The following is a 26,958-nucleotide window of genomic DNA, read 5'->3' as shown; positions in this document are numbered from 1 at the left end:
CCGATGCACGGCGGGTGCCGTCCATCGGCGCGCAGGCGGCGTGGCTCAGAGTCCGTCGAGCAGCGCCAGCTGCGCCGAATGCGGCGGCTGGTCCTGGCCCGGCGCCAGCTTGCGGTAGTTGCCGCTGGCGTCCAGCTCCCACGCGTTGAGATTGTCGTCCAGGTAGTTCTTCAGCACTTCGCGCTGGATGCGCTGGATCAGTTTCGGATCCAGGATCGGGAAGCAGGTCTCCACCCGCCGCAGCAGGTTGCGCTCCAGCCAGTCGGCGCTGGCGCAGAACAGCTCCGGCGCGCCGTCGTTGCCGAACCAGTACACGCGGCTGTGCTCGAGGAAGCGGCCGACGATCGAGCGCACCCGGATGTTGTCCGACACGCCCGGCACGCCGGGACGCAGCGTGCACGCGCCGCGGATGATCAGGTCGATCTTGACCCCGGCCTGCGAGGCGGCGTACAGCGCGCGGATCACCTGCGGCTCGTTGAGCGCGTTCATCTTGGCGATGATGCGGCCCGGGCGCCCGGCCAGGGCCAGCTTGGTCTCGCGCTCGATCCGGTGCAGCACGCCCGGGTGCAGGGTGAACGGCGATTGCAGCAGGCGCTTGAGGCGGATCTTCGGCGCCAGCCCGGACAGCTGCTGGAACAGCAGGTGCACGTCGTTGCAGATGTCCGCGTCGGCGGTGATCAGGCTCAGGTCGGTGTAGGCGCGCGCGGTGCCGCTGTGATAGTTGCCGGTGCCCAGGTGCACGTAGCGGCGCAGCTTGCGGCCCTCGCGGCGCACGATCAGCAGCATCTTGGCGTGGGTCTTGTAGCCGACCACGCCGTACACCACCTGCACGCCGGCTTCCTGCAGGCGATCGGCCAGGCCCAGGTTGGCTTCCTCGTCGAAGCGCGCGCGCAGCTCGACCACCACGGTCACGTCCTTGCCGTTGCGCGCGGCCAGCACCAGCGCATCGACGATGCCCGAGTCCTTGCCGGTGCGGTACAGGGTCTGCTTGATCGCCAGCACCTGCGGGTCCACCGCGGCCTGCTTGATCAGGTCCAGCACCGCGGTGAACGCGTCGAACGGATGGTGCAGCAGCACGTCGCCGGCGGCGGCGATCTCGAAGATGCCGTCGTTGTCGCGCAGGGTGCGCGGATTCATCGGCGGGTACTTCAGGTCCGGGCGCTGCACCAGGTCGTAGACCTGGTTGACCCGGCTCAGGTTGACCGGGCCGTTGATGCGGTAGACCGCGTTCTCCGGCAACGCGAAGTTCTGCAGCAGCGTGCGCACGATCGGCTTCGGGCAGTCCTCGGCGATCTCCAGCCGCACCGCCGGCCGGTAGCCGCGGTTGACCAGCTCGTCGCGCAGCGCCAGCGCCAGGTTCTCCACTTCCTCCTCGTCCACCACCAGCTCGGAATTGCGGGTCACGCGGAACTGGTAGGACCCCATCACCTCCATGCCCGGGAACAGTTCGTCGACGAAGGTGGACAGCACCGAGGACAGGAACACGAAGCTCTGTCCGCCTTCGGCCAGGCTTTCCGGCAACTGGATGATGCGCGGCAGCGAGCGCGGCGCGCGCACGATCGCCAGGTGCCCGATGCGGCCGAACGCGTCGGTGCCCTTCAACACCACCACGATGTTCAGCGATTTGTTGAGGATCTTCGGGAACGGGTGCGCCGGGTCCAGGCCCAGCGGCGACAGCACCGGCATGATCTCGTTGCGGAAGTAGGCGCGCAGCCAGCGCTTCTGCCGCGCGTTCCAGCTGTGGCGGCCGAGCACGCCGATGCCGGCGTCCTTCAGCGCCGGCCGCAGCACTTCGTTCCAGCAGCGGTACTGGTGGTCGACCAGCTGCGCGGCGCGGTCGTGGATGGAGTTGAGGATCGCGCTCGAGCTCAGCCCGTCCGGCGCCGGCGGCAGGCCGAATTCCAGCGCATGGCGCACGGTGGCGGCGCGGATCTCGAAGAACTCGTCGAGGTTGGTGCAGGAGATGCACAGGAAGCGCAGCCGCTCCAGCAGCGGCACGCTCGGATCCTGCGCCTGCGCCAGCACGCGGAAATTGAAATCCAGCTGCGACAGTTCGCGGTTGAGGTACAACGCCGGGTCGCGCAGCGGGTCGCTGGGAACGTCCGGTGGCGGCGTGGGCGGCAGGGCGGCGGCGCGGGGCATGGCGGTACTCGTTAGGCGGAGGTCAGGGTGGCATGGTCGTGCCGCGGATGCACGCGTCCGGCGCCGAAGTGGCACGAGAACGTGCTGCCCTTGCCGACTTCGCTTTCGATGTCCAGCCGCGCCTGGTGCAGGCCCAGCACATGCTTGACGATCGACAGTCCCAGCCCGGTGCCGCCGCTCTCGCGCGAACGGCTGCTGGAGACGCGGTAGAAGCGTTCGGTGATGCGCGGCAGGTGATGCGAGGGGATGCCGTAGCCGCTGTCGCGCACCGACAGCACCGCGCCGTCGCCTTCGCGGGCGAAGACGATGCTGACCGAGCCGCCGGCAGGGGTGTAGCGCACCGCGTTGGTGACCAGGTTGGAGAACGCGCTGTGCAATTCCTTGTTGGAGCCGACCAGGTCGATGTCGGCCTCGTCGTGCACCTCGATGCGGTGCCGGCCCTGGCTATGCGCCTCGGCCTCGCGGCGCAGCGTGGCCAGCATCGGCGCCATCGCGATCGTTTCTTCGTTGGCGTGTTCCTGCGATTCCAGCCGCGACAGGGTCAGCAGGTCTTCGACCAGCTGGGTCATGCGCTGCGACTGCTTGCGCATCTCGGCGATCATCGGCCCGGAATCGGGGAAATCCTCCGGATCGAGCATGTCCAGGTAGCCGTGCACCACGGTCAGCGGTGTGCGCAGTTCGTGCGAGACGTTGGCGACGAAGTCGCGGCGCACCTGCTCCAGCTGCAGCAGCTTGCTGACGTCGCGCGCGACCAGCAGCCAGTAGTCGGCGGAGTAGGGGATCAGGCGCAGGTTTAGGCGCAGCCGGTCGTCGATCGGCGAGGGCGTGTCCAGCATCGGTTCGGCGTTGCGGCCGCCGGCCAGCCAGTGCGCCAGCGGCATCGGCTGCAGGCGTTCCACCACCGGCACGTTGAGGTCGCCGGGATGGCGCAGGCCGAGCAGGGTGCCGGCGGCTTCGTTGAACCACTGGATGCGCTGGCTGTTGCGGTCCACCACCACCACCGCATCGGGCAGCGCGGCGGCGGCGGCGCGGTAGGCGCGCAGCATGTCCAGCAGGCGCCGCTTGCGCGTGCGCATCTCCGCCTGGCTGCGGTACAGCAAGCGATCCAGTTCGTTCCACACGCCGGTGCCGGCCGGCGGTTCCCAGCGCTGGCGCGCGGTCAGCCGGCGCAGCACGCGGCGCAGGCGCCAGTAGTGCCAGCCCATCACCGCCAGCGACATCAGGGTCAGGGCCATCCACACATGGCCGCCGATCCAGCCGATCAGCACCGCCAGCAGCAGCAGCGCGGCGAGGGTGCCGAGGGTCTTGAACCAGGCGGAACGGATGTGGCGGGGCATCGGGGGCGCGCTCTGTCGCAATGGATCTGTCCGTCCGCCGTTTATAGCAGGCAAAGACGGCAATCAGATGGAGGACGAGAAGCGGTAGCCGGAGCCGCGCACCGTCTGCACCATGTTCTCCACCGCGAACGGTTCCAGGGTCTTGCGCAGCCGGCGGATGTGCACGTCGATGGTGCGCTCCTCGACGTAGACGCTGCCGCCCCACACGTGGTCGAGCAGTTGCGCGCGGCTGTAGACGCGCTCGGGATGGGTCATGAAGAAATGCAGCAGGCGGTATTCGGTGGGGCCGATCGGCACCGGCGCGTCGCCGGCGAACACGCGGTGCGCGGCGCCGTCGATGCGCAGGCTGCCGACCGAGACGCTGCCGTCCTCGTCGTCGTCGCGGGTACGCCGCATCACCGCGCGGATCCGCGCCAGCAGTTCGCGCGCGGAGAACGGCTTGACCACGTAGTCGTCGACACCGGCTTCCAGCCCGCCGACCCGGTCGTTCTCCTCGCCGCGCGCGGTGAGCATGATGATCGGCACCTCGCGGGTCATCGCGTCCTTGCGCCAGCGCCGGGCCAGTTCCAGGCCGCTGGTGCCGGGCAGCATCCAGTCCAGCAGGATCAGGTCGGGGACACGGTCGGCGATGGAGGTCTGCGCTTCCCGCGCGTCGCCGGCATGGACCGGTTCGAAGTCGCCCTTGCGCAGGGCAAAGGCCACCATGTCGCGGATGGCGGGTTCGTCGTCGACGATCAGGATGCGTTTCTGCACGACGGCACCGGGGTACTGGGAGGAGAGGTCGCCAGTAGACTACGGTTTTATTACTAATCGATGACGGCCGCCACACGGCGTTTCAGCGCTGTTTCACGTCCGGATCCTGCACGCCCTGGCGGCGCAGCTCCAACACCGTGGGCGTGATCGCGGCGATCCGCGCGTCGATGCGCGCGCGCGCCACGTAATCGAGGTCGTCGCGCTTCCTCAGATTGTTCAGCTGGATCAGCGCCTGCTCGGGGCGTCCGTTCAGGTACGCGGCCTCGGCATAGGCCTCGCCGGCGCGGTTGCCGTCCCCGGCCAGCTCGCAGGCGCGGGCGAAGGTGCGCTGGAACACCGGATCGTCGGCCGCCGCGCCCAGCAGCGGCCGCAGCACCGCCTGTGCGCGCTGGCCGGCCGCGCGGCCGCCCTGTTCGTTCAGGGCGGTGGCATAGGTCAGCGCCACCGCGCGGTTGCTCGGCAGCCGCTTGAGCAGGGCGTCGAAGCGCTGGTTGGCCTGCTGGCTGCGGCCGTTGCGCGATTCGGCCTCGGCCACCGCCAGGCCCAGCCACCAATTGTCCGGGTGCGCCTGCAGCAGGTCCTCCAGGACCTGGGTCGGCTCCTGGCGGTTGCCGCTGCCGCGCAGCCGGGCCAGCGCCAGGCCGTAGCGCTGGGCGTCGCTGAGGCCCTGCTTGCTGCCCTGGCGCAGGCCCTCGTATTCGCGCACCGCATCGGCCGGGGTGTTGGCGCTGAGCACGCGCAGGCGTTCGCGCGCCCACTCGAACTGGCCGCTGGCGCCGCGCGCGTAGGTGTCGAACGGCAGTTGCAGCCGCCCGGGCAGCAACGGGTTGCTGGGCGCGCCCAGCGGCTGGCTCAGCGACACGTCGTTGGGGTCGACCCGCTCCTGCAGGGTGCCGCCGGGCACGCTGGTGGTCAGCGTCACCGTGTTCTTCTTCATCTGTTCGGCGCGCTGCCGCGCCTCGCTGATGCGGGTGGTGGTGACCGGGTGGGTCATCAGGTAGTCGGGGGTGCTGTAGCCGCCCTGGTTGCCGCGCATCGCCAGCGACATGCGCTCGAAGAAGCCGGCCATCGCGTCCACGTCGTAGCCGCTGCGCGCCAGGGTGCGGATGCCCAGGCGGTCGGCCTCCGATTCGTTGGAGCGGGTGTAGTCGATCTGGCGCTGCTGCATCAGCCCCAGGCCGCTGGCGATCGCCGCCTGGGTGGCGTCGCCGCTGGAGCGGCCGCCGGCCTGCTGCGCGGCGACCACCGCGGCGAGCATGCCGAGCAGGATCGGCACCTGGTCGCGCTGCGCCCGCTCCACCCCGCGCAGCACGTGCTGCTGGGTGATGTGCGCGATCTCGTGCGACAGCACCGCGGCCACCTCGTCCTCGCGCTCGGCGGTCAGCACCAGCCCGGCGTTGACCGCGACGTAGCCGCCCAGCGTGGCGAAGGCGTTGATCTGGCGGTCGCGCAGCATGAAGAAGGTGTACTTCTGCTGCGGCTGGTCGCTGTTGGCGCCGAGCCGGGTGCCCATGGTCTGCAGCCAGTCGTCGATCAGCGGGTCCTCGAGCACGTAGTCGTAGTTGCGCAGCTCGGCCAGCATCATCTTGCCGTACTCGGCCTGGCGCGCCGGGGTCAGCAGCTCGCCGGCCGAGGAGCCGATGTCCGGCAGCTTGTTCTCCTGCGCGGGCGCAGGCGCGACCGCGACGGCGGTAGCCAGGGTGATCGCGAAGGCGAGCGGCAACGGGCGCAAGGGTGGCTCCAGGGGCAGGCGGGGCGCCGCGGCGGCGGCGGGTGAATCCAGGGTGATCCGCAGTGTTGCGGCAGCGGACTCGAAAATCCACCTGGCCGCTACCATAGTGGCTTGGACCCCTTTTCTCGCCCGGAGTTTCCCGTGGACATCCAACATGCCGATGACGGCCAGGCCGGCGGCCCGCCGATCACCCTGTACTCCACCGCGATCTGCCCGTACTGCGTGGCGGCCAAGAACTTCCTGAAGAGCAAGGGCCGCAGCTGGACCGAGGTGCGCATCGACCTGGACCCGGCCGAGCGCGAGAAGATGGTGGCGCTGGCGCGCCGCACCAGCGTGCCGCAGATCTTCGTCGGCGCCACCCATGTCGGCGGCTACGACGACATGATGGCGCTGCACCGCGCCGGCAAGCTGGAACCGCTGCTCGACGGCCAGGCCCCGGAGGGCCAGGCATGAGCGCTGCGGGGACGGGCGGCGAGGGGGGCGACGGCCAGGACCGGGTGCGCGAGTTCACCGAGTTCCGCCAGCGCATGAACCAGCGCATCCTGGCCGAGCCGAACCAGGTGGTGCGGCGCTTCTTCGCGCTCGACACCCAGACCTACCAGGCCGGCGCGCTGGACGTGAAGACCAAGGAGCTGCTCGGCCTGGTCGCCTCGCTGGTGCTGCGCTGCGACGACTGCATCAGCTACCACGTGGCCCAGTGCAAGGAAGCCGGGGTGGAGCGCGACGAATTCTTCGAGACCTTCTCGGTCGGCTTGGTGGTCGGCGGCTCGATCGTGATCCCGCACCTGCGCCGGGCGGTGGATTTCCTCGACAAGCTCGAGGAAGGCGCGGCCGCCGCGCCGCCGGAGCACGCGCACGGCTGAGTGGCGCCGGAGCCGCCTTGCACGCGCCGCCTGCGGGCGGCGCGCTGCGTTTTGCGCCCGCTGCGGTTTGGGGGCCTTCACCGGCTTCGGGCATAATTACTGGTGAAACCTCCTTGCGCCTGCAGCCCGGGCTTCCGGTCGGCGCTCCCCCTCTGTACGGAAACCGCAATCCTATGACGCAGACAATCACGGTCATTCGGGGCGATGGCATCGGCCCCGAGATCATGGACGCCACGCTGTTCGTGCTCGACGCGCTGAACGCCGGCCTCACCTACGAATACGCCGACGCCGGCCTGGTCGCGCTGGAGAAGCACGGCGATCTGTTGCCCGCCGCCACCCTGGACTCGATCCGCAAGAACAAGATCGCGCTGAAGAGCCCGCTGACCACCCCGGTGGGCGAGGGCTTCAGCTCGATCAACGTGGCCATGCGCCGCCAGTTCGACCTGTACGCCAACGTGCGCCCGGCCAAGTCGTTCCCGAACACCAAGTCGCGCTTCGGCGCCGGCGTGGACCTGATCACCGTGCGCGAGAACACCGAAGGCGCCTACCTGAGCGAAGGCCAGGAAGTGTCGGCCGACGGCGAGACCGCGGTGTCGATGGCCAAGGTGACCCGCAAGGGCTCCGAGCGCATCGTCCGCTACGCCTTCGACCTGGCGCGCGCGACCGGCCGCAAGAAGGTCACCGCGGTGCACAAGGCCAACATCATCAAGTCCACCTCGGGCCTGTTCCTGAAGGTGGCGCGCGAAGTGGCGGCGAACTACCCGGAGATCGAGTTCCAGGAAATGATCGTCGACAACGCCTGCATGCAGCTGGTGATGCGTCCGGAGCAGTTCGACATCATCGTCACCACCAACCTGTTCGGCGACATCCTGTCGGACCTGTGCGCCGGCCTGGTCGGCGGCCTGGGCCTGGCGCCGGGCGCCAACATCGGCGTGGACGCGGCGATCTTCGAGGCCGTGCACGGCTCGGCCCCGGACATCGCCGGGCAGGGCAAGGCCAACCCGTGCGCGCTGCTGCTGGGCGCGGCGCAGCTGCTGGACCACGTCGGCCAGCCGCAGAACGCCGAGCGCCTGCGCAACGCCATCGTCGCCACGCTGGAAGCCAAGGACGGGCTGACCCCGGACCTGGGCGGCAGCGGCAACACCATGGGCTTCGCCAAGGCCATCGCCAGCCGCCTCTGAGCGCGCCGGAAGACCGCACAAAAAGAAAGGGCGCCTCCGGGCGCCCTTATCTTTTGCTCGTAAGTTTGTCTGACGCTACTTCTCGCGCATCGATCACAGGGAGCCGCTCTTGCGATTCCCCAATCCCGATTCCCGACTCCCGGCTTAATTGCGCGACTGCAACTTCGACAACAGCCGCAGGAACTCGATGTACAGCCACACCAGGGTGACCATCAGCCCGAACGCGCCGTACCACTCCATGTACTTGGGCGCGCCCTGTTCCACGCCGCTCTCGATGAAGTCGAAGTCCAGCACCAGGTTCAGCGCCGCCACCACCACCACGAACAGGCTGAACAGGATGCCGACCGTGCCGGAAGCGTGGATGTAGGGGATCTGGATGTTGAACAGGCCGAGCACGATGGTCGCCAGGTACACCAGCGCGATGCCGCCGGTGGCCGCCACCACGCCCAGCTTGAAGTTCTCGGTGGCCTTGATCAGCCCGCTGCGGTAGGCGAACAGCAGCGCGAACAGGGTGCCGAAGGTCAGCAGCACCGCCTGCAGCACGATGCCGTTGAAGCGGTGCTCGTACAGCGCCGAGATCGAGCCCAGGAAGAAGCCTTCCACCAGCGCGTACAGCGGCGCGGTGATCGGCGCCCAGGTCTTCTTGAAGGTGGTGATCAGCGCCAGGATGAAGCCGCCGATCGCGCCGCCCAGCACGTAGCCGATGATGCCCGGCGCGATCACTTCGTTGCCGGCGCCATCGACCGAGATCGACTGGCTCCAGGCGAACACCGCGGTCAGCACGGTCAGCAACAGCAGCGCGCCGGTCTTGTGGATGGTGCCGTTCAGGGTCATCGCCTCGCTGTCGCGCGACACCACTGCGCCGCTGCCGAGGTCGAGGAACGTGGATTCCTTCAAGGCGGGGTTGCCGCTGCGGATCATGCTGTTTCTCCCTGTAAAAAAGACGGTTGGCCCGTATCGGCCGCAAGTGGCGAGGATAGCGCAGGCGGCGCGAATGCGATGTGCCGTTGACACCGGGCCGCGAGCTTCCCACAATAGCCGACCTTTCCGGCCTCGGCCGCGAGGGATGTTCCGCCGGGGTATAGCGCAGTCTGGTAGCGCGCCTGCTTTGGGAGCAGGATGTCGGGGGTTCGAATCCCTCTACCCCGACCAATCCGATGTCCAACGGCGGTGAGGAATGCGACAATCCGGCCCGGGCGCCCGTAGCTCAACCGGATAGAGCACCGGCCTTCTAAGCCGGCGGTTACAGGTTCGATTCCTGTCGGGCGCGCCACACCGGCGCCGGACAGGGTGTTGCAAGAGTTCAATGGTGGCTGTAGCTCAGCTGGTTAGAGTACTGGATTGTGATTCCAGATGTCGGGGGTTCGAGTCCCCTCAGCCACCCCATTGATCGCGTGACCCGCTGCTTCGCGGGGTGTTGCAACGAAGCAAAAAAGCGCCTAAAATGCGCGACTCAGTTTCAGGGCCGTTAGCTCAGTTGGTAGAGCAGTTGACTCTTAATCAATAGGTCCAAGGTTCGAATCCTTGACGGCCCACCAAATCAAGCAGCCACTTAGCGCAAGCCAAGTGGCTGTTTTTTTATGCGCCGCGCATGCGCGAACGCGTGCCGGCCACGGCGTACGCAGCCGGGCGCGTCGGTCAGCGCCGCGCCGCGATCGCCAGTGCCGCCTCCACCATCGCGTCGGGCCGCAGCGGATCGTCGTCGATGGCGATGTCCGGCGTCAGCCACATCGGCGTTGCCGCTCCCGACGGCCGCACCAGCAGCAGCCGCGGCACCCACAGCACCAGTCCGCTGTGCGGCAGCACGATCTTCTGCACGCCGCCGGTCTGCGTGCTCCTGACGCTGGCGCCTTCTCCGAGCAGCGTTGCGAAGCCGAAGTCCTGCATCGTGTCGGCGAACAGCACCGCCGAGGAATAGGTGCCGCGGCCGATCAGCACATAGACCTTGCCGTCGAAGTGCAGCGGATCGTCCGGCTGCGGGGCGCTCCAGGTGTCCACGGTTCCGCTCAGCACCTCGCCCGGCCGTTCGTGCTTGGACGGGTCGTCGCGGAGCACTTTCTTGGTGTAGCGCGACGCCCATCGGTAGGGGCGGTCGGCGATGTAGGGCAGCAGCCCTTGCAGCCACAGCGCGTCGTCGCCGCCGCCGTTCTGGCGCACATCGATGATCAGCGTGCGCGTGCCGCTCGCCCGCATCTGTTGGAACGCGCGGCGGGCGAATTCCAGGAACGCGTCCGGCTCGGGCCACGAAAAGGTCCGGATGGTCATGACCGCGGCGGCGTCCGGGCGCAGTTCGAGGGCGAACTGCCGGTCGAAATCGTCCTCGCCGATCAGGATCGAAGGGCGCGCGTGGCTTGCGGGTTGGCGCAGCCGCGCCTGCGGCGGGCCGGCGAGCGTCAGCCGGAAGGCCGGGGGCGCGCCGTACACCTTCCAGTAGAAGAACCACCAGCGCCGCGACAGCAGGTCGGCGCGGAAACGCGCGCTGTCCCCGTGCACGTGCGCGAGCAATGCGCGCGCGACCTGGTCCGTGGGAACGCCATCGATGGCCTGGATCCGGCTGCCGGCGAGAGCGGTCGAGGCGCCGCCCAATTCGGAGAGGATCCGTACCCGCGCCTGCGCATCGACCGTGACCTCGAAGGGAAACAGGGTGCCCCCGTCGCGCAGATGCTGTTCCGTCTGCGCACGCCAGTCGGCGTAAGCGACGAAGAAGTGGCCATCCGCCAGCAGCGGATTGAGCGTGGAGAATTCCCGCCAGGCGGCATCGCGATCCAGTCCGGTCGACACCCGCTGGCGCAATGCGTCGACGGCGTGCTTGAGCTGCGCGGGATCGACCGAATGCGACGGATGCGGGTGGGTCGCGGCGATTCCCGCCTGCAGTGCGTCGATGTCGGCATCGAGCTGCTGGGTGCTGTAGCGTTCAGCCGCCTGGACGGGCGGAACGCCCAGGACTGGCGCGGCGGCGAGCAAGAACAGCAATGCCTGGAGCAGTTGCGGCCTTCGCATGAAGACCTCCCGAGAAGTGTGTTGAAAAAATATCATAAAATTTCAAAATGACGAAAAAAGCCAAGCAGCCGCTCGACCCCGCCGCCATCGGCGATCCGGCGCATATCCGCCTCCTGGCCTCGCCGGTACGGCAGGAACTGGTCGATACGCTGGCGTCGCTGGGGGGGCGGGCGACCGTCGCGGAGCTGTCGGAGCAGTTGGGCCGGCCGGCGGACGGGCTCTACTACCATCTGCAACTGCTGGCCGAGAGCGGGCTCGTGCGCGAAGGCGAGGGCGCGGCAGGGGAGCGGGTGTTCCGGCTCGCGGGCAGCGCCGGCGTCCCGCTGCGCCTGTCCTACGACCTGGCCGACGACGAGGCGGCGTCGGCCCTGGCCGCCTATGCCAAGGGCCTGGCCCAGGTCGCCGAGCGCGACTTCCAGGCGGCCTTGAAGCAGCCCGGTGTCGTGGTCGAAGGCCCCGGCCGGCAACTGTGGGCGGCGCGCAACAAGGGCTGGGTCAACGCGGCGGAACTGGCCGAGGCCAACGCGCTGCTGGAGCGGCTCTGCGAGCTGCTGAGCCGCCCGCGCGATCCGTCGCGCGACCGGCCGATGTCGCTGGCGTTCGTGCTCGCGCCGGCGGCGGTGCGGGGCCGGCGCCGGGTGCCCAAGGGTTGAGGAGGGGCTTGCCTCGCGCCTTGCCATCGGTGGGTTGCGGAAACAGCGTGCGCTACCGCCCGCCGGCATGTCGGCGCTCCCTGTCTGCATCGGGGCCGCCCCAACGCATTGATTGCAAAGCCCTCCGGCAGTGCATCCCGATCGATCGGCGCGCGTCCTGCACCCCCGGCGGCCGAGCGGGCCGGGTGGCATCCGCTCCGTCAGGCGCCTTTTTCTTTGCCGGCAGGCCTGCAACAATGCGCAGGCGAGCGCGTCCGGCGCCCCAGCGCGAAAGTGGCGGAATTGGTAGACGCCCTGGTTTTAGGTACCAGTGCCGCAAGGCGTAGGGGTTCGAGTCCCCTCTTTCGCACCATTCCGGCGCCGCCAGCGCGGCCCGCCGCGCCCATGGCCTCCGTCCGCACGCCTGCCGCGACAGCGCCGGCCGACCCGGTGCGCTGGCAGGCACCGCGGGAATAGGCGAAACTATCCGGCTGCGGCGGCCGTCCCGTGCCCGCGTCAACCCGTATTTTTCTACATCGTGCCGAGAGCCGCGGGCTCCCGGTGGCAGGAGTCCACATGCAAGCTTCGATCGAAACCACCGGTACCTTGGAACGGCGTCTGACCTTCACCCTGCCGGAGGAGCGCCTGGAGACCCATATCGGCGGCCGCCTGCGCGAAGTCGCGCGCACCGCGCGGATCAAGGGCTTCCGTCCCGGCAAGATCCCGCCGAAGGTGATCGAGCAGCGCTTCGGGCCGCAGATCCGCGCCGAGGCGCTGGACGGCCTGCTGCGCGAGACCTTCGACTCGGCGGTGCGCGAGCACGAGCTGCGCCTGGCCGGCAACCCGCGCATCGACCGCGCCGGCGACAACGAGCTGCAGTTCGTGGCCACCTTCGAGGTGGTGCCGGAGTTCGGCGACATCGACGTGGCCAAGCTGGAAGTGATCCGCCACACCGCCGAGGTCACCGACGCCGACATCGAGCAGATGATCGAGAACCTGCGCCTGCAGCGCCGCACCTGGCAGCCCGCCGGGCGTGCCGCGCAGGACGGCGACCTGGTGACCCTGGAAACCTGGTCGCAGGCCGGCGACGAGCGCCTGCCCGCCGAGGGCGTGGAGAAGGGCAGCAGCGTGATCGGCTCCGGCGTCATGTTCCCGGCGATCGAGCAGGGCCTGGTCGGCCTGTCCAAGGACGAGGAAAAGACCCTGACCGTCGATTTCCCGGCCGACTGGCGCGTGCCGCAGTTCGCCGGCAAGCAGGTCCAGGTGCACGTGAAGGCGGTCGACGTCGCCGCGCCGGTGCTGCCGGAGGTGGACAAGGAGTTCATCAAGAGCTTCGGTGTGAAGAGCGGCGATGCCGAGCAGTTCCGCAAGGACATCCGCATCAACCTGGAGCGCGAGCTCAAGGGCGCGCTGATGAACCGGCTGCGCCGGGAGGTCGGCGAGCAGCTGATCGCCGCCTATGCGTCGGTGGAGATGCCGCCGCGCCTGGTCGAGAACGAGGCGCGCTCGATGCTGGCGCAGCAGGTGGAGCAGCTGCGCCGCTCCGGCCGCGACCCGGGCCAGGTGCCGGACGACGCCCACCAGGGCTTCGTCGACGCGGCGCGCAAGCGCGTGCTGGTCGGCCTGCTGGTCGGCGAGGTCGCCCGCCGCAACGAGCTGCGCCTGGATCCCAAGCGGGTCTCGGAGACGCTGCGCCTGATCGCCTCGACCTACGAAGAGCCGGAACAGGTCATTGAGATGTACCGCAACGATCCCCAATTGATGGGTGGACTGCAGAGCCGTGTGATGGAAGAGCAGGTGATCGACTGGATCGCCGAGCGCGCCCAGCACACCGAGCAGGCGATGACGTTCCAGGAAGCGATCCGCCAGTAAGGCGTCGCTTCGCGGCGGCCCGCATATTGCATGCGGGTTGGAGACGCAATCCAGGCCCCCGCAGCCGTGGGGGCGCGACAAGATGCGAAGCCCTGCACATCCCCGTGCAGGTACTACACAAAGCAGGAGTTCCCGCGTGGACAATGTGACCAAGGCGTTGAATCTGGTTCCGATGGTGGTCGAGCAGACCAGCCGCGGCGAGCGTGCCTACGACATCTATTCGCGCCTGCTGAAGGAGCGGCTGATCTTCCTGGTCGGACCGATCGACGACCACATGGCCAACGTGATCGTGGCGCAGATGCTGTTCCTGGAAGCGGACAACCCGGAAAAGGACATCAACATCTACATCAACTCGCCGGGCGGCGTGGTCACCGCCGGCATGGCGATCTACGACACCATGCAGTACATCAAGCCGGACGTGAGCACCATCTGCATCGGCCAGGCCGCCTCGATGGGCGCGCTGCTGCTGGCCTCGGGCGCGGCCGGCAAGCGTTACGCGCTGCCGAATTCGCGGGTGATGATCCACCAGCCGCTGGGCGGCTTCCAGGGCCAGGCCACCGACATCGACATTCACGCGCGCGAAATCCTGACCCTGCGCGCGCGGCTGAACGAAATCCTGGCCAAGCACACCGGCCAGTCGCTGGAAACCATCGCCCGCGACACCGAGCGCGACAACTTCAAGAGCGCCGTCGACGCGCAGGCCTACGGGCTGGTCGACCAGGTGCTGGAGCGCCGTCCGGAAGAGTCGATCCAGCCGGCATAAGGCTTGCATGTACTGCAAAACGCAGCGTATTCCGCAGGGCCGGGGTCGGGCTAGCGTCCTCCCGGCCCTGTGCTATTCTCGAAATCGAACCCCCGTTCATCGGGTGGGGTAACTGGGTAAGCGAAGCAATGAGCGAAGACCGGCAAGGCCGTTCCGGCGACAGCAACAAGATTCTGTACTGCTCGTTCTGCGGCAAGAGTCAACACGAGGTCCGTAAGCTGATCGCCGGGCCGAGCGTGTTCATTTGCGACGAATGCGTCGAGCTGTGCAACGACATCATCCGCGAGGAGCTCGAGGAGAAGGCGCAGTCCGCACGCAGCAGCCTGCCCAAGCCCAAGGAAATCCTCGAGGTGCTGGACCAGTACGTGATCGGGCAGCTGCGCGCCAAGCGCACGCTCGCCGTGGCCGTGTACAACCACTACAAGCGCATCGAGAGCCGCCAGAAGAACGACGAAGTCGAACTGGCCAAGTCCAACATCCTGCTGGTCGGTCCGACCGGTTCGGGCAAGACGCTGCTGGCCGAAACGCTGGCGCGGCTGCTCAACGTGCCGTTCACGATCGCCGATGCGACCACGCTGACCGAGGCCGGCTACGTCGGCGAGGACGTGGAGAACATCATCCAGAAGCTGCTGCAGAAGTGCGACTACGACGTCGACAAGGCGCAGCAGGGCATCGTCTACATCGACGAGATCGACAAGATCTCGCGCAAGAGCGAGAACCCGTCGATCACCCGCGACGTGTCCGGCGAAGGCGTGCAGCAGGCGCTGCTGAAGCTGATCGAAGGCACGGTCGCCTCGGTGCCGCCGCAGGGCGGGCGCAAGCATCCGCAGCAGGAATTCCTGCAGGTGGACACCAAGAACATCCTGTTCATCTGCGGCGGCGCTTTCGCTGGTCTGGACAAGGTGATCCAGCAGCGCTCCAACGACGTCGGCGGTATCGGCTTCGGCGCCAAGGTGAAGAGTTCCGAGCGCAAGCGCGAAGTCGGCAAGATCCTGGCGGAAGTGGAGCCGGAAGACCTGATCAAGTTCGGCCTGATCCCCGAGTTCGTCGGCCGCCTGCCGGTGGTCGCCACGCTCGAGGAACTGGACGAGCCGGCGCTGATCCGGATCCTGACCGAGCCGAAGAACGCGATCACCAAGCAGTTCAAGAAGCTGTTCGAGATGGAAGGCGTGGAGCTGGAGTTCCGGCCCGACGCGTTGCTGGCCATCGCCAAGAAGGCGCTCAAGCGCAAGACCGGCGCGCGCGGCCTGCGCACCATCGTCGAGTCGGTGCTGCTGGACACGATGTACGAACTGCCGTCGCAGGAAAACGTCAGCAAGGTGGTGGTGGACGAGTCGGTGATCGAGCACAAGTCCGAGCCGTACCTGATCTACCAGACCCCGCCGCCGGCGCCGAAGGTGGCCTCGGCCGAGTGAGTGCCGGGTGAACCCGCGGGGCTGCCGCGCCGCGGCCTTCGCGACCTGCTAAATAGTTGAAAGAAAAGGGGCTTTTTCGCTGCCCTTGCATCATCCAGCCGATGGCCCCATAACGGGGCCATCGGCATTTTTATGCCCGCCTTTTCCGCATTCCCGCCTCCCACATCGGAACCCTCATGGCCCAGTCCCAATCCGAAGTCCTCGACCTGCCGGTCCTGCCGTTGCGCGACGTCGTGGTCTTCCCGCACATGGTCATCCCGCTGTTCGTCGGCCGCGACAAGTCCATGCGCGCGCTCGAGTACGCGATGGAGGCCGACAAGCGCATCCTGCTGGTCGCGCAGAAATCCGCCGAGACCGACGATCCGGTGGCGGCCGACCTGTACAACGTCGGCACCCTGGCGCAGGTGCTGCAACTGCTGAAGCTGCCCGACGGCACCATCAAGGTGCTGGTCGAGGGGCTGTCGCGGGTCAGCGTCGACAAGGTGGTCGAGCGCGACGGCGCGCTGCAGGGCGAAGGCAGCGAGATCGATGCGGCCGAATCGCGCGAGGAGCGCGAGGTCGAGGCGATCGCGCGTTCGCTGATGTCGCTGTTCGAGCAGTACGTCAAGACCAACCGCAAGCTGCCGCCGGAACTGCTGCAGACGCTGTCGGGCATCGACGAGCCCGGGCGCCTGGCCGACACCATCGCCGCGCACATCGGCGTGCGCCTGGCCGACAAGCAGCGCCTGCTGGAAACGCTGGAAGTGGGCGAGCGCCTGGAGATGCTGGTCGGCCTGGTCGACGGCGAGATCGACGTGCAGCAGCTGGAGAAGCGCATCCGCGGCCGGGTCAAGTCGCAGATGGAGAAGAGCCAGCGCGAGTACTACCTCAACGAGCAGATGAAGGCGATCCAGAAGGAGCTGGGCGACCTGGACGACGCGCCGGGCGAGCTGGAGGAGCTGGCGCGCAAGATCGCCGAGGCGGGCATGCCCAAGCCGGTGGAGACCAAGGCCAAGGCCGAGCTCAACAAGCTCAAGCAGATGTCGCCGATGTCGGCCGAGGCCGCGGTGGTGCGCAACTACCTGGACTGGCTGCTGGGCGTGCCGTGGAAGAAGCGCAGCAAGGTGCGCAAGGACCTGAAGGTCGCGCAGGAAACGCTGGACGCCGATCACTACGGCCTGGAGAAGGTCAAGGACCGCATCCTCGAATACCTCGCGGTGCAGTCGCGGGTGAAGCAGATGAAGGGCCCGATCCTGTGCCTGGTCGGCCCGCCCGGCGTCGGCAAGACCTCGCTCGGCCAGTCCATCGCCAAGGCGACCAACCGCAAGTTCGTGCGCATGTCGCTGGGCGGCGTGCGCGACGAGGCGGAGATCCGCGGGCACCGCCGCACCTACGTCGGTTCGATGCCGGGCCGCATCGTGCAGAACCTCAACAAGGTCAGCAGCAAGAACCCGCTGTTCGTGCTCGACGAGATCGACAAGATGTCGATGGACTTCCGCGGCGATCCGTCCTCGGCGCTGCTGGAAGTGCTCGATCCGGAGCAGAACAACGCGTTCAACGACCACTACCTGGAAGTGGATCTTGACCTGTCCGAAGTGATGTTCGTGGCGACCTCCAACTCGCTGAACATCCCCGGCCCGCTGCTCGACCGCATGGAGGTGATCCGCATCCCCGGCTACACCGAGGACGAGAAGCTCGCCATCGCCATGCGCTACCTGGTGCCCAAGCAGCTGAAGGCCAACGGCCTGAAGGGCGAGGAGCTGGAGATCGCCGCCGACGCGATCCGCGACATCGTGCGCTACTACACGCGCGAGTCCGGCGTGCGCAACCTCGAGCGCGAAGTCGCCAAGATCTGCCGCAAGGTGGTCAAGGAAATCGCGTTGGCCGGCCCGCAACCGGCAGTCGCCAAGAAGGCGCCGGCGAAGAAGGGCGCGGCGGCGCGCAAGGACAAGGCGCGGGTCAGCGTCGGCTCCAAGAACCTGGACAAGTACCTGGGCGTGCGGCGGTTCGATTTCGGCCGCGCCGAGGAGCAGAACGAGGTCGGCCTGGTCACCGGCCTGGCCTGGACCGAGGTCGGCGGCGACCTGCTGCAGATCGAATCGACCCTGGTCCCGGGCAAGGGCGCGGTGATCCTGACCGGCCAGCTCGGCGACGTGATGAAGGAATCGGCGTCGGCGGCGCTGTCGGTGGTGCGCTCGCGCGCCGAGCGGCTCGGCATCGAGGTCGACTTCCTGCAGAAGCACGACGTGCATCTGCACGTGCCCGATGGCGCCACGCCGAAGGACGGCCCCAGCGCCGGCATCGCGATGGTGACCTCGCTGGTGTCGATGCTGACCAAGGTGCCGGTCAAGGCCGATGTGGCGATGACCGGCGAGATCACCTTGCGCGGCCGCGTCTCGGCGATCGGCGGACTCAAGGAGAAGCTGCTGGCGGCGCTGCGCGGCGGCATCCACACGGTGATCATCCCGGAGGAGAACCGCAAGGATCTGGCCGACATTCCGGACAACGTGACCCGCGACCTGAAGATCGTGCCGGTCAAGTGGATCGACGAAGTGCTCGACCTGGCGCTGGAGACGCCGCTGAAGCCGAAGGCGGCGGCCGATGGCGAAGCCGCTCCGGTGCGGCGCAAGCCCAAGCCGAAAGCATCCTCGAGCGCGCGCGTCAAGCACTGAAAGGCGCTGAACCGTACCCGCCCAAGCGGCCGAAACCCGCGCCGTTGCTGGCTTTTCGGCTTGCGCGGGTGGGAGGCCGCTGGTATAAATGCACGACTTGCGAGCACCGCAAAGGCGCGTGCTTGGTAGTGAAAAAATCAATCGGGGCCTCGTCGCCGACGAGGCAGGCCACGCCGACACCCGATCCTCAATTCCGCGGTTTTCTGCCGCACATGGAGTCATCAAGAAATGAATAAAGCCGAACTGAACGACGCTATCGCCGCCGCTGCCGATATCTCCAAGGCCGAAGCCGGTCGCGCCGTCGACGCCTTCGTGTCCGAAGTCACCAAGGCGCTCAAGAAGGGCGACAGCGTGACCCTCGTGGGCTTCGGCACCTTCCAGGTGCGCGACCGTGCCGAGCGCACCGGCCGCAACCCGAAGACCGGCGACTCGATCAAGATCGCCGCGTCGAAGAATCCGACCTTCAAGGCTGGCAAAGCGCTGAAGGATGCCGTAAACTAATCGACTCGCTAGGGTGCTTAGCTCAGCGGTAGAGCGTCTCCTTTACACGGAGAGGGTCGGGGGTTCGAAACCCTCAGCACCCACCAAAGCACCGAGCGGCAAGTTTCAAAAGCGGAGTGGTAGTTCAGTCGGTTAGAATGCTGGCCTGTCACGCCGGAGGTCGCGGGTTCGAGTCCCGTCCACTCCGCCAGTTGTACCGAAGCCCCTGAGAAATCGGGGGTTTCGTTTCTCGAAGCACCCGCCGCGTCCTGCGCTGCGTACACTTCCGAGAATGCGGGCCTCGCGCCTGCCTCCGTTCAAAAAGCGGAGTGGTAGTTCAGTCGGTTAGAATGCTGGCCTGTCACGCCGGAGGTCGCGGGTTCGAGTCCCGTCCACTCCGCCAGTTTTGTACGCGAAACCCCCGAGCGATCGGGGGTTTCTTTTTTGGGAACGGCCTCGCTCCGCGCCATGCGCGCGGCAGGCGTTCGCGCCGCGGGCCGCCGCTGCGGCGACGCCATTCGGCCACGGGGCGTGAAGCGGGTTAAACTGCGCGGCTCGCCAACAGGCCTCGGTTCCCAACCAATGCTGCAGAAACTTCGCGAAAAGACCTCGGGCTGGATCGCCACCGCGATCATCGGCCTGTTGATGATTCCGTTCCTGTTCGTCATCGACAGCAGCTACCTCGGTGGCGTCGGTGCCAACAACGTCGCCAAGGTGCAGGCGCCGCCCGCGTGGTGGTCGTCGGCGCCGTCGTGGTGGCCGGTCTCGTTGCTGTGGCGTCACCACGAGGTGAGCACCGAGCAGTTCCGCGCGCGCTTCGAGGAAGCGCGGCTGCAGGAGCGCCAGCAGCAGGGCGAGAACTTCGACCCGCGCGAGTTCGAGAGCGCCGACAACAAGCGCAAGGTGCTCGACCAGTTGATCGACGAGCAGGTGGTGAAGCTGGCCGCCGAGCAGGCCGGCGTGGTCATCGGCGATGCCGCGGTGCGCGACTACATCGCCACCATTCCGGCGTTCCAGAACGACGGCAAGTTCGACCCGGAGCGCTACCGCCTGGCCCTGGCCTCGGGCACGCCGCCGCGGACCCCGGCCATGTTCGACCAGCTGGTGCGCGATGGCCTGCAGCAGTCGCTGATCCCGTCCGCGCTGATGGAATCGGCGTTCTCGACCCAGCAGGAATCCGAGCGCCTGCTGAAGATGCTCGGCGAGACCCGCGATGTCGAGCTGGCGCTGCTGCCCGAGCAGCCGGCCGACACCACCCCGGTCAGCGATGCGCAGGTGCAGCAGTGGTACGACGCGCACCAGTCCGACTTCAAGCTGCCGGAGCGGGTGTCGATCGAATACGTCGAACTGGACGCGGCCAAGCTGCCGCCGGCCAAGCCGGCCGACGAGGCGACGCTGCGCAAGCGCTACGAGGACGAGAAGGCCCGTTTCGTCGAGCCCGACCAGCGCCTGGCCTCGCACATCCTGATCAATGCCGGCAAGGACGCCGCGTCGCAGAAGGCGGCCGAGGCCAAGGCCGCCAAGCTGGTCGCCGAGGCCAAGCAGCCCGGCGCCGATTTCGCCGCGCTGGCCCGCGCCAATTCCGAGGATCCGGGCTCCAAGAACGCCGGCGGCGACCTGGGCTGGGTCGAGAAGGGCGTGATGGTCAAGCCGTTCGAGGACGCGCTGTTCGCGATGAAGGCCGGCGACATCGTCGGTCCGGTGAAGAGCGAGTTCGGCTACCACGTGATCCAGCTGCGCGAGATCAAGGGCGGCCAGGGCAAGAGCTTCGAGCAGGTGCGCGACCAGCTCGCCGGGGAGCAGTCGCAGGCCGACAACGAGAAGGTCTTCAGCGACCTGAGCGGCAGGCTGGTGGACCTGGTGCTGAAGAACCCGACCGCGCTGGGCGCGGCGGCCAAGGAGGTCGGCCTGCCGGTGCAGACCCTGGGGCCGTTCTCGCGCGCCGATGCCAGCGGCGTCGCCGCGCAGCCGGCGGTGCTGCGCGCGGCGTTCTCCGACACGCTGGTGCAGGACGGCACGGTCAGCGACCCGATCACCCTGGGGCCGAACCACACCGTGCTGATCCGCGTCACCCAGCACCTGCCGGAGCAGACCCAGCCGCTGGCCAAGGTCCGCGAGCAGGTGGTCGCCGCGGTGCATGCCGACCGCACCGCCAAGGCGGCCGCGGCCAAGGCCGACGCGTTGCTGGAGCGGCTGCGCAAGGGCGAGACGCTGCAGGCGATGGCCGGCCCGGAGAAGCTGCAGGTCAACCCGATGCCGGGGCTGCCGCGGACCGTGCCGATGCCGAGCCCGGAAGCCAACCGCGCGATCTTCAGCGCGCCGCCGCCGGCCGCGGGCAAGCCGTCGGTGGGCAAGGTCGAGCTGTCGGCGAACGGTGCGCCGGGCGGCGCCAAGCGCTATGCGCTGTTCGTGCTGAACAAGGTGAACCCGGGCGACCTGAGCAAGGTGCCGGCGGAGCAGCAGGCCACGCTGAAGCAGCAGCTGGGCCAGATCGAAGGCGCCGCCGCGGCGAAGGCCTACATCGATGCGATGCGCAAGCGCTACAAGGTCAGCGTCCAGGAAGCGCAGCTGTAAGCGCGGTCTGCACGGCGGCATGATGCGAACAAGCCCGGCCCTGCCGGGCTTGTTCGTTTCCGGCGTCTGCGCGCTGGGCGCATCCGTGCGCAGTGCGGGTGCGCGGTGTGTTGCGCGAGCGTGGCGCGCGGCGTGGTCGCGAGAGGTGCTGCGGGCATGCGGCATGCGGTGCCAGTTGCCGGATCGGCGACGCGATGCGGCCGAGGCGAGGGCCCTGTGCGGTCGGTGCGAGGGCGCTGGGGCCAAACGTCCCTAGGCTGATCGTTACGCTGTAGAAGCGATTTCAGTCGCGACAGGCGCTATCCGAGTCCCGGTCGCGACTGAAGGTGCTCCTACAGGGGCAGTGCGGGAGCGCGCGGGGAAGCCTTCGGCTCGATGCGATGAGGAAGATCCCGAGGTGAGGCACGGGCGCGTCCGTAGCGGAGCGGGGTAGCGCGGAAAGCGGCGAGTCCGCGCTCGCAGCGCGGCAACGGCACTTGGCCTGCTGCGGGCTGCGTAACTGCCGCGGCAGTGCAACCGCAGTGCTCGGTCATGCTGCGCTGGCAACCGGCAACCGGCAACCGGCAACCGGCAACCGGCAGCTGGCTGCGCGGTTGCCGGTAGCGCAATCCTCCCGCCGCAGCGGGAGACTTATTCCTCGTAGCTCAGCACCATGCCCGGACGCAGCACGCTGCGCGCGGACAGGCCGTTCTTCGCCAGCAGCGTCTGCACGGTGATGCCGTAGCGCTTGGCGATGTTCCAGGCGGTGTCGCCATCGCGGACCGTGTGGGTACGGCGCGCCGAAGGAGTGCGCGAGCGGATGCGTGGCGGGGTGGCCTCGGCGACGCTGGCGACGGTCTTCGCCGCCGGTGCCTCGACCTGCGCCGGCATCGCCGCCGCCACGGCATCGTCGATGGCCGCAGCCGCGCTGCCGCCGACGCCGATCGGCGCCAGCACCGGCAACGCGCGCTTGCGGTTGCGGGTACTGCCCAGCGCCGGATTCAGGCGCGCGACCTGGTTGCCCTGCAGCGCCTGCTGCCGGGCCCAGTCGTCCAGCGCCATGCCGACGGGCAGGGTGCGCGCCTGCAGGATCGGCACCTCGCGGTCCAGCGAGGCCATCCACTCGTCGCGGGTCTGCGCCTGTTCCAGCACGCAGGCCAGCGCATGCAGTTTCTCGACGTAGGCATAGGTGATCGGCGACAGCCCCGGCAGCTTGTCCGGCTGCGCGTTCTGCGCGTTCATGCCGGCGCGGCGCATCGACTGCAGCACGCGGTATTCGCCGGCGTTGTAGGCCATGATCGCCAGTCGCCAGTCGCCGCCGAACATGCCGTGCAAGGTCTTCAGGTAGCGCACCGCGGCGCGGGTGGAATCGACCGCCGACAGGCGCCCGTCGTAGCCGCCTTCGACCGGCACATCGTGGTTGCGCGCGGTGTCGGCGATGAACTGCCACAGCCCGGCCGGACCGCCGCTGTTGCGCGCGGCGGGGCGGTAGCCGCTCTCGACGAACGGGATCAGCGCGAACTCGGTCGGCAGGTCGGCGGCACGCAATTCGTCGACCACATAGCCGAACAGCGGCAATACGTCCTCGTCCTCGTTGGCCAGGCGTGCCGGCGCGCGCGAGAACTGCTGCTTCCAGCGCGCATCGGTGGCGCCGCCGTCGCATTGCGCATCGGCCAGCCCGTCGCGGAAGTTGGCGAGGATGTCGTGGCCGTTGCGCGTGGTCGCCGGCGGCAGCGCCGCCGCGTCCATCGGCAAGCCATTCAGGCCGGCGACGGTCTGCTCAAGCGCGGCGCCGATCGGCGCGGCCGCGGTCGCGGGAGGGGCTACCGACGCCGCGACCGCCAGGGTCAGCGCCGTCGTCAACAGCAACGACCTCATGCGCGGAAATCGTCTTTCCAGCGCCTCAATTCGGCGAATACTTCCACTTCGTCGCGCGCGCCGCGGCCGAGCCGGGCGCCGACCGCCTGCTGGATCGCCGCCGAGGCGGTGCGCAGGAACGGATTGGTCGCCACTTCGCTGGCGAGACTGACGGGAACAGTGGGACGGGCAGCATGACGCATGGCCTGGACTTCCTGATGGCGCTGCCGCAAGGCAGCGTTGGTGGGATCGACCGTGACGGCGAATGCCGCATTGGCCAGGGTGTATTCGTGTCCGCAACACACCAGCGTGGCGCCCGGGAGGGCGGCCAGCCGTTGCAGCGAACCCAACATCTGGGAGGGCGTACCTTCGAACATGCGCCCACAGCCCAGGCTGAACAGCGTATCGCCGCTGAACAGATGGCCGTGGCCGACATAGGCCACGTGCGTGCGGGTATGCCCAGGCACGGCAAGGGTCTGCAGCTCCCATTGCAGCACCTGGACGTGGTCGCCATCGCCCACCCGCTGGCTGGCGAACGGGATCCGCGGTTCGTGCGGGGCATACACCGGCAGCTCCGGCCAGCGCTCGCGCAAGGCCGCCACGCCACCGATGTGGTCGTCGTGATGATGGGTCAGCAGCACCGCGGCCGGTTGCAATCCCTGCGCGGCGGCTTCGAATACCGGCTCGGCCTGGCCGGGGTCGACCAGCAAGGCGCGGCCGTCCGCGGCGGTGATCGCCCAGATGTAATTATCCTGGAATGCGGGCAGGGCGATCAGTCGCATAGAATTGCACCATGCCTGCCACCCCGTTCCCTCGTCAAGCCACCGTCTCATCCTGGTTTGATACGGCAGTGGCGCAACAGCTGCTCCAGGCCGAGCAGCCGTTGATCCTGGATGCCTTGCTCGGACGCCCCGCGCAGCCCTGGTTGTGGCTGGCGCCGGTGCCGTTCGCGCCGCTGGCGCGCGAGCTGCCGGGGCGCGGCGTGCGCCTGCACCGCACCGCGCGCGGCTATGCCGGCGACCTGGTGTGCACGCTGCCGTTGCCGCTGCCGTCGGAGAGCGTCAACGCGATCGTGCTGCAGCATGTGCTGGGCGCCGACGCCGCGGCGCTGCTGGAAGAATGCGAGCGGGTGCTGCTGCCGGGCGGGCGGATCTGGCTGTTCGCGCTCAATGCGGTGAGCCCGTACCGGCTGCGCTGGCGCCGGCAGGGCCTGGTGGCGCGGCCGCCGGGCAGCTGGCGCGGCCTGCTGGATCAGGTCGGGCTGACCTGCACCGAGCCGTTGCGCTACCTGGGGCCGGTGTGGCCGACCCGCGGCGGCGTCGGCTCGTCCACCTCCGGCGCGCCGTTGCGGGCGGTGTGCCTGCTGCAGGCGGAGAAGCGCAGCGCCGCCGGCATCGGCCCCATTCCGCTGCGCGCGCCGGTACGCTGGCGCGGTTCGGCCGCTTCCATCTGATTCCTGGACGACCATGAAGACTGTTGATATCCACACCGATGGCGCCTGCCTCGGCAATCCCGGCCCCGGCGGCTGGGCCGCGCTGCTGCGCTACAAGGGCCTGGAACGCGAAGTGGCCGGCGCCGAGGCGCATACCACCAACAACCGCATGGAGCTGATGGCCGCGATCATGGCGCTGGAGACGCTCAACGAGCCGTGCCAGATCGTGCTGCACACCGATTCGCAGTACGTGCGCCAGGGCATCACCGAGTGGATGCCGGGCTGGGTGCGGCGGCAGTGGAAGACCGCCGGCGGCGACCCGGTCAAGAACCGCGACCTGTGGGAGCGGCTGCATGCCGCGGCGCAGCGGCACACGATCGACTGGCGCTGGGTCAAGGGCCACAGCGGCGACCCGGACAACGAGCGGGTGGACGTGCTGGCGCGCAACCAGGCGCTGCGGGTGCGCGCCGGCGGCGCCGCGGTCGCGTCCTGATCCTTTCCACGCCTCATCCTGCAGCGAGCCACATGCGCCAGATCATCCTCGATACCGAAACCACCGGCCTGGAATGGAAGAAGGGCAACCGCGTCGTCGAAATCGGCGCGGTGGAACTGCTCGAGCGCCGCCCCAGCGGGCGCAATTTCCACCGCTACCTGCGCCCGGACTGCGACTTCGAACCGGGCGCGCAGGAAGTCACCGGCCTGACCCTGGAGTTCCTCGCCGACAAGCCGCAGTTCCACGAGATAGTGGACGAGTTCCTGGCGTTCATCGACGGCGCCGAGCTGATCATCCACAACGCCTCGTTCGACCTGGGCTTCCTCGACAACGAACTGTCGCTGCTGGGCGCGTCCTACGGGCGCATCCTCGACCGCGCCAAGGTCATCGACACGCTGCTGATGGCGCGCGAGCGCTTTCCGGGCCAGCGCAATTCGCTGGACGCGCTGTGCAAGCGGCTGGGCGTGGACAACTCGCACCGGCAACTGCACGGCGCGCTGCTCGATGCGCAGATCCTCAGCGACGTTTATATCGCGCTGACCTCGGGCCAGGAGGAAATCGGCTTCGCCCTGGCCGAGGAGGGCGGCGGCCACGCCGACGGCCAGCGCGCGGCGTTCGACATGGCGACGCTGCTGCCGCGGCCGCGGGTGCTGGCGACCGCCTCGGAGCTGGAAGCGCACCAGGCGCGGCTGGAAAAGCTGCGCAAGAAGGCCGGGCGCGCGCTGTGGGACGCCGCCGAGCCGGTGCTGGCCGAGGCCGTGGCCGGTTGAGCGGCTGAGACGCTGGAAGGCGTCGTTCGCTGGCGCTTTCAGGGACTGTCCTGGCAGGCGGCGCCACGGGCCAAGGCCGCCATTGCGGCGGCAGCGCGTCGCGCAGCTCGCAGAGGGCGGCCGCAGACCGCGCCTGCCGTCGCAGGCATCGCCCGTACAGGGCGCCAACTCAGTGGCAGCGCACCAGGATCGCGGTGATGTTGTCCGAGCCGCCGCCGTCCAGCGCGGCGGCCACCAGCGTGTCCACGCATTCCTGCGCGCTGCAGTCGTCGTGGCCGAGCGTGGCGGCGATGCCGGGATCGTCCACCTCTTCGGTCAGCCCGTCGCTGCACAGCAGCAGTTGCATGCCCGGGCGCAGCTCGCCGGTCATCGTGGCCACGTTGAGGTGCAGCGGATCGGTGACGCCCAGCGCCTGGGTGACCACGTTGCGGTGCGGGTGCGCGCGCGCCTGTTCGGCGGTCAGCGCGCCCTGCGCGATCAGTTCCTGCACGTAGCTGTGGTCCTGGCTGAGCTGGGCCAGCTTGCCGTCGCGCCACAGGTAGGCGCGGCTGTCGCCGACCCAGGCCACCTCGAAGCGGTTGCCCTGCACGCGCGCGGCGACCACGGTGGTGCCCATCGGCAAGGTGTCGTTGCGCCGGCGCGAGGCGCGGATGATCTCTTCGTCGGCGATGCGGATCGCCTGCGCCAGCGGGGTGCCGCCGCGCACCTCGCGGACGATGGCCTCGCGCGCCAGGGCGCTGGCCACCTCGCCGCAGGCGTGGCCGCCCATGCCGTCGGCGACCAGCCACAGGCCGAGCTCGTTGTCGCCGTAATAGGTGTCCTCGTTGAGTTCGCGGCGCAGGCCGACGTGGGTGAGGTGTCCGAATTCGATCATTGCGCGCCCACGGCCGGCCCGGCTTCCTGTCATTCAAACGGCATCATCGCGGCCAAGCGGACATCAGGCAATCGTTCGCCGCGCCAGCGGGCAGGCGGGGTTCATGGCGCCACAGGGGGGCGGACGCACGCGGCCGCGCGACGCGGCGCTTGTCCGCG

22 protein-coding genes and 8 tRNA genes are annotated in these 26,958 nt (G+C 68.5%); 21 read left to right on the top strand and 9 right to left on the bottom strand.

All coding sequences use genetic code 11. From position 1 onward, the window contains the following. Positions 1 to 45: 45 nt before the first annotated feature. The 4 genes from ppk1 to AB3X10_RS17270 form a co-directional block, all read right to left on the bottom strand. Positions 46 to 2,142: a polyphosphate kinase 1 gene (gene ppk1, locus AB3X10_RS17285; RefSeq protein ID WP_369976617.1), complete on the bottom strand. Its 2,097-nt coding sequence runs from the start codon at positions 2,140 to 2,142 to the stop codon at positions 46 to 48. 11 nt (positions 2,143 to 2,153) lie between these two features. Then, positions 2,154 to 3,479 carry a phosphate regulon sensor histidine kinase PhoR gene (gene phoR, locus AB3X10_RS17280; RefSeq protein WP_369976616.1) on the bottom strand — a complete coding sequence of 442 codons (1,326 nt, stop codon included), beginning with the start codon at positions 3,477 to 3,479 and terminating at the stop codon, positions 2,154 to 2,156. Positions 3,480 to 3,542: 63 nt separating this feature from the next. Then, positions 3,543 to 4,232 carry a phosphate regulon transcriptional regulator PhoB gene (gene phoB / locus AB3X10_RS17275; protein ID WP_003468516.1) on the bottom strand — a complete coding sequence of 230 codons (690 nt, stop codon included), beginning with the start codon at positions 4,230 to 4,232 and terminating at the stop codon, positions 3,543 to 3,545. 82 nt (positions 4,233 to 4,314) lie between these two features. Beyond that, positions 4,315 to 5,964, bottom strand: a complete 1,650-nt coding sequence (locus tag AB3X10_RS17270; protein WP_369976614.1) for a M48 family metalloprotease — start codon at positions 5,962 to 5,964, stop codon at positions 4,315 to 4,317. A 141-nt stretch (positions 5,965 to 6,105) separates the two neighbouring features. On the opposite strand from AB3X10_RS17270, the gene grxC reads away from it, so the two are divergent. The 3 genes from grxC (at position 6,106) to AB3X10_RS17255 (ending at position 8,008) form a co-directional block, all read left to right on the top strand. After that, positions 6,106 to 6,417 carry a glutaredoxin 3 gene (gene grxC / locus AB3X10_RS17265; protein ID WP_369976612.1) on the top strand — a complete coding sequence of 104 codons (312 nt, stop codon included), beginning with the start codon at positions 6,106 to 6,108 and terminating at the stop codon, positions 6,415 to 6,417. Next, complete coding sequence (locus tag AB3X10_RS17260; protein ID WP_369976608.1) at positions 6,414 to 6,827, top strand: carboxymuconolactone decarboxylase family protein; 414 nt, start codon at positions 6,414 to 6,416, stop codon at positions 6,825 to 6,827. Before grxC ends, AB3X10_RS17260 begins: the two co-directional genes overlap by 4 nt. A 173-nt stretch (positions 6,828 to 7,000) precedes the next feature. Then, on the top strand, positions 7,001 to 8,008 hold the full coding sequence (locus tag AB3X10_RS17255) for an isocitrate dehydrogenase (protein ID WP_369976606.1): 1,008 nt from the start codon (positions 7,001 to 7,003) through the stop codon (positions 8,006 to 8,008). A 144-nt stretch (positions 8,009 to 8,152) separates the two neighbouring features. Here AB3X10_RS17255 and AB3X10_RS17250 read toward each other — a convergent pair whose 3' ends face one another. Further along, on the bottom strand, positions 8,153 to 8,929 hold the full coding sequence (locus AB3X10_RS17250; RefSeq protein WP_369976605.1) for a Bax inhibitor-1/YccA family membrane protein: 777 nt from the start codon (positions 8,927 to 8,929) through the stop codon (positions 8,153 to 8,155). A 154-nt stretch (positions 8,930 to 9,083) separates the two neighbouring features. On the opposite strand from AB3X10_RS17250, the gene AB3X10_RS17245 reads away from it, so the two are divergent. From AB3X10_RS17245 to AB3X10_RS17230, 4 genes are all read left to right on the top strand, one after another. After that, positions 9,084 to 9,160 (top strand) — tRNA-Pro (locus AB3X10_RS17245). 44 nt (positions 9,161 to 9,204) lie between these two features. After that, positions 9,205 to 9,281: transfer RNA gene (locus AB3X10_RS17240), tRNA-Arg, on the top strand. 36 nt (positions 9,282 to 9,317) lie between these two features. Continuing rightward, positions 9,318 to 9,394, top strand: a tRNA-His gene (locus AB3X10_RS17235). A 76-nt stretch (positions 9,395 to 9,470) separates the two neighbouring features. Beyond that, positions 9,471 to 9,546, top strand: a tRNA-Lys gene (locus tag AB3X10_RS17230). Between the two features lie 100 nt (positions 9,547 to 9,646). On the opposite strand, the gene AB3X10_RS17225 is transcribed toward AB3X10_RS17230, so the two are convergent. Then, positions 9,647 to 10,972 (bottom strand): S41 family peptidase, encoded by a 1,326-nt coding sequence (locus tag AB3X10_RS17225; RefSeq protein WP_369976603.1) that lies wholly within the window; start codon positions 10,970 to 10,972, stop codon positions 9,647 to 9,649. Positions 10,973 to 11,055: 83 nt separating this feature from the next. Here AB3X10_RS17225 and AB3X10_RS17220 point away from each other — a divergent pair, with 83 nt between their 5' ends. The 11 genes from AB3X10_RS17220 to AB3X10_RS17170 all read left to right on the top strand — a co-directional run bounded on the left by AB3X10_RS17220 (position 11,056) and on the right by AB3X10_RS17170 (position 21,395). Next, positions 11,056 to 11,661 (top strand): winged helix-turn-helix domain-containing protein, encoded by a 606-nt coding sequence (locus AB3X10_RS17220; RefSeq protein WP_369976602.1) that lies wholly within the window; start codon positions 11,056 to 11,058, stop codon positions 11,659 to 11,661. Between the two features lie 267 nt (positions 11,662 to 11,928). Next, positions 11,929 to 12,013: transfer RNA gene (locus AB3X10_RS17215), tRNA-Leu, on the top strand. 203 nt (positions 12,014 to 12,216) lie between these two features. After that, complete coding sequence (gene tig, locus AB3X10_RS17210) at positions 12,217 to 13,512, top strand: trigger factor (RefSeq protein WP_369976601.1); 1,296 nt, start codon at positions 12,217 to 12,219, stop codon at positions 13,510 to 13,512. 136 nt (positions 13,513 to 13,648) lie between these two features. Then, positions 13,649 to 14,275, top strand: coding sequence for an ATP-dependent Clp endopeptidase proteolytic subunit ClpP (gene clpP, locus AB3X10_RS17205; protein ID WP_228320601.1), 627 nt, complete (start codon positions 13,649 to 13,651; stop codon positions 14,273 to 14,275). A gap of 128 nt (positions 14,276 to 14,403) precedes the next feature. Further along, complete coding sequence (clpX, locus tag AB3X10_RS17200) at positions 14,404 to 15,690, top strand: ATP-dependent Clp protease ATP-binding subunit ClpX (protein WP_003468538.1); 1,287 nt, start codon at positions 14,404 to 14,406, stop codon at positions 15,688 to 15,690. A gap of 176 nt (positions 15,691 to 15,866) precedes the next feature. After that, positions 15,867 to 18,341 (top strand): endopeptidase La, encoded by a 2,475-nt coding sequence (gene lon, locus AB3X10_RS17195; RefSeq protein ID WP_369976599.1) that lies wholly within the window; start codon positions 15,867 to 15,869, stop codon positions 18,339 to 18,341. Positions 18,342 to 18,569: 228 nt separating this feature from the next. Continuing rightward, on the top strand, positions 18,570 to 18,842 hold the full coding sequence (locus AB3X10_RS17190) for an HU family DNA-binding protein (RefSeq protein WP_009607753.1): 273 nt from the start codon (positions 18,570 to 18,572) through the stop codon (positions 18,840 to 18,842). Between the two features lie 11 nt (positions 18,843 to 18,853). Next, positions 18,854 to 18,928: transfer RNA gene (locus tag AB3X10_RS17185), tRNA-Val, on the top strand. Positions 18,929 to 18,955: 27 nt separating this feature from the next. Continuing rightward, positions 18,956 to 19,032: transfer RNA gene (locus AB3X10_RS17180), tRNA-Asp, on the top strand. Between the two features lie 115 nt (positions 19,033 to 19,147). Continuing rightward, positions 19,148 to 19,224: transfer RNA gene (locus AB3X10_RS17175), tRNA-Asp, on the top strand. A 179-nt stretch (positions 19,225 to 19,403) separates the two neighbouring features. Further along, positions 19,404 to 21,395 carry a peptidylprolyl isomerase gene (locus AB3X10_RS17170; RefSeq protein WP_369976598.1) on the top strand — a complete coding sequence of 664 codons (1,992 nt, stop codon included), beginning with the start codon at positions 19,404 to 19,406 and terminating at the stop codon, positions 21,393 to 21,395. Positions 21,396 to 22,025: 630 nt separating this feature from the next. On the opposite strand, the gene AB3X10_RS17165 is transcribed toward AB3X10_RS17170, so the two are convergent. Together AB3X10_RS17165 and gloB are read right to left on the bottom strand one after the other, a co-directional pair. After that, complete coding sequence (locus tag AB3X10_RS17165) at positions 22,026 to 23,252, bottom strand: lytic transglycosylase domain-containing protein (protein WP_369976597.1); 1,227 nt, start codon at positions 23,250 to 23,252, stop codon at positions 22,026 to 22,028. Further along, complete coding sequence (gene gloB, locus AB3X10_RS17160; RefSeq protein ID WP_369976595.1) at positions 23,249 to 24,013, bottom strand: hydroxyacylglutathione hydrolase; 765 nt, start codon at positions 24,011 to 24,013, stop codon at positions 23,249 to 23,251. Before gloB ends, AB3X10_RS17165 begins: the two co-directional genes overlap by 4 nt. Positions 24,014 to 24,024: 11 nt before the next feature. Here gloB and AB3X10_RS17155 point away from each other — a divergent pair, with 11 nt between their 5' ends. From AB3X10_RS17155 to dnaQ, 3 genes are read left to right on the top strand one after another with little or no spacing between them, the layout of a single operon-like run. Then, on the top strand, positions 24,025 to 24,684 hold the full coding sequence (locus AB3X10_RS17155) for a hypothetical protein (protein ID WP_369976593.1): 660 nt from the start codon (positions 24,025 to 24,027) through the stop codon (positions 24,682 to 24,684). Positions 24,685 to 24,697: 13 nt separating this feature from the next. After that, the gene (rnhA, locus tag AB3X10_RS17150; RefSeq protein WP_369976591.1) at positions 24,698 to 25,156 is read left to right on the top strand and encodes a ribonuclease HI; all 459 of its coding nucleotides are present in this window, start codon (positions 24,698 to 24,700) and stop codon (positions 25,154 to 25,156) included. Between the two features lie 32 nt (positions 25,157 to 25,188). Beyond that, a complete protein-coding gene (dnaQ, locus tag AB3X10_RS17145) occupies positions 25,189 to 25,926 on the top strand; it encodes a DNA polymerase III subunit epsilon (protein ID WP_369976589.1) in 738 nt (245 codons plus the stop codon). Positions 25,927 to 26,095: 169 nt separating this feature from the next. On the opposite strand, the gene AB3X10_RS17140 is transcribed toward dnaQ, so the two are convergent. Then, entirely contained in the window at positions 26,096 to 26,800 is a 705-nt protein-coding gene (locus AB3X10_RS17140; RefSeq protein WP_145701570.1) for a PP2C family protein-serine/threonine phosphatase, read from the bottom strand. Positions 26,801 to 26,958: the final 158 nt, after the last annotated feature.

The sequence above is a fragment of the Xanthomonas sp. DAR 80977 genome (genome assembly GCF_041240605.1).
GTDB lineage: Bacteria > Pseudomonadota > Gammaproteobacteria > Xanthomonadales > Xanthomonadaceae > Xanthomonas_A > Xanthomonas_A bundabergensis.
Note: the sequence above shows the minus strand (reverse complement) of the source record. Positions and strands in the feature narration are given on the sequence as shown.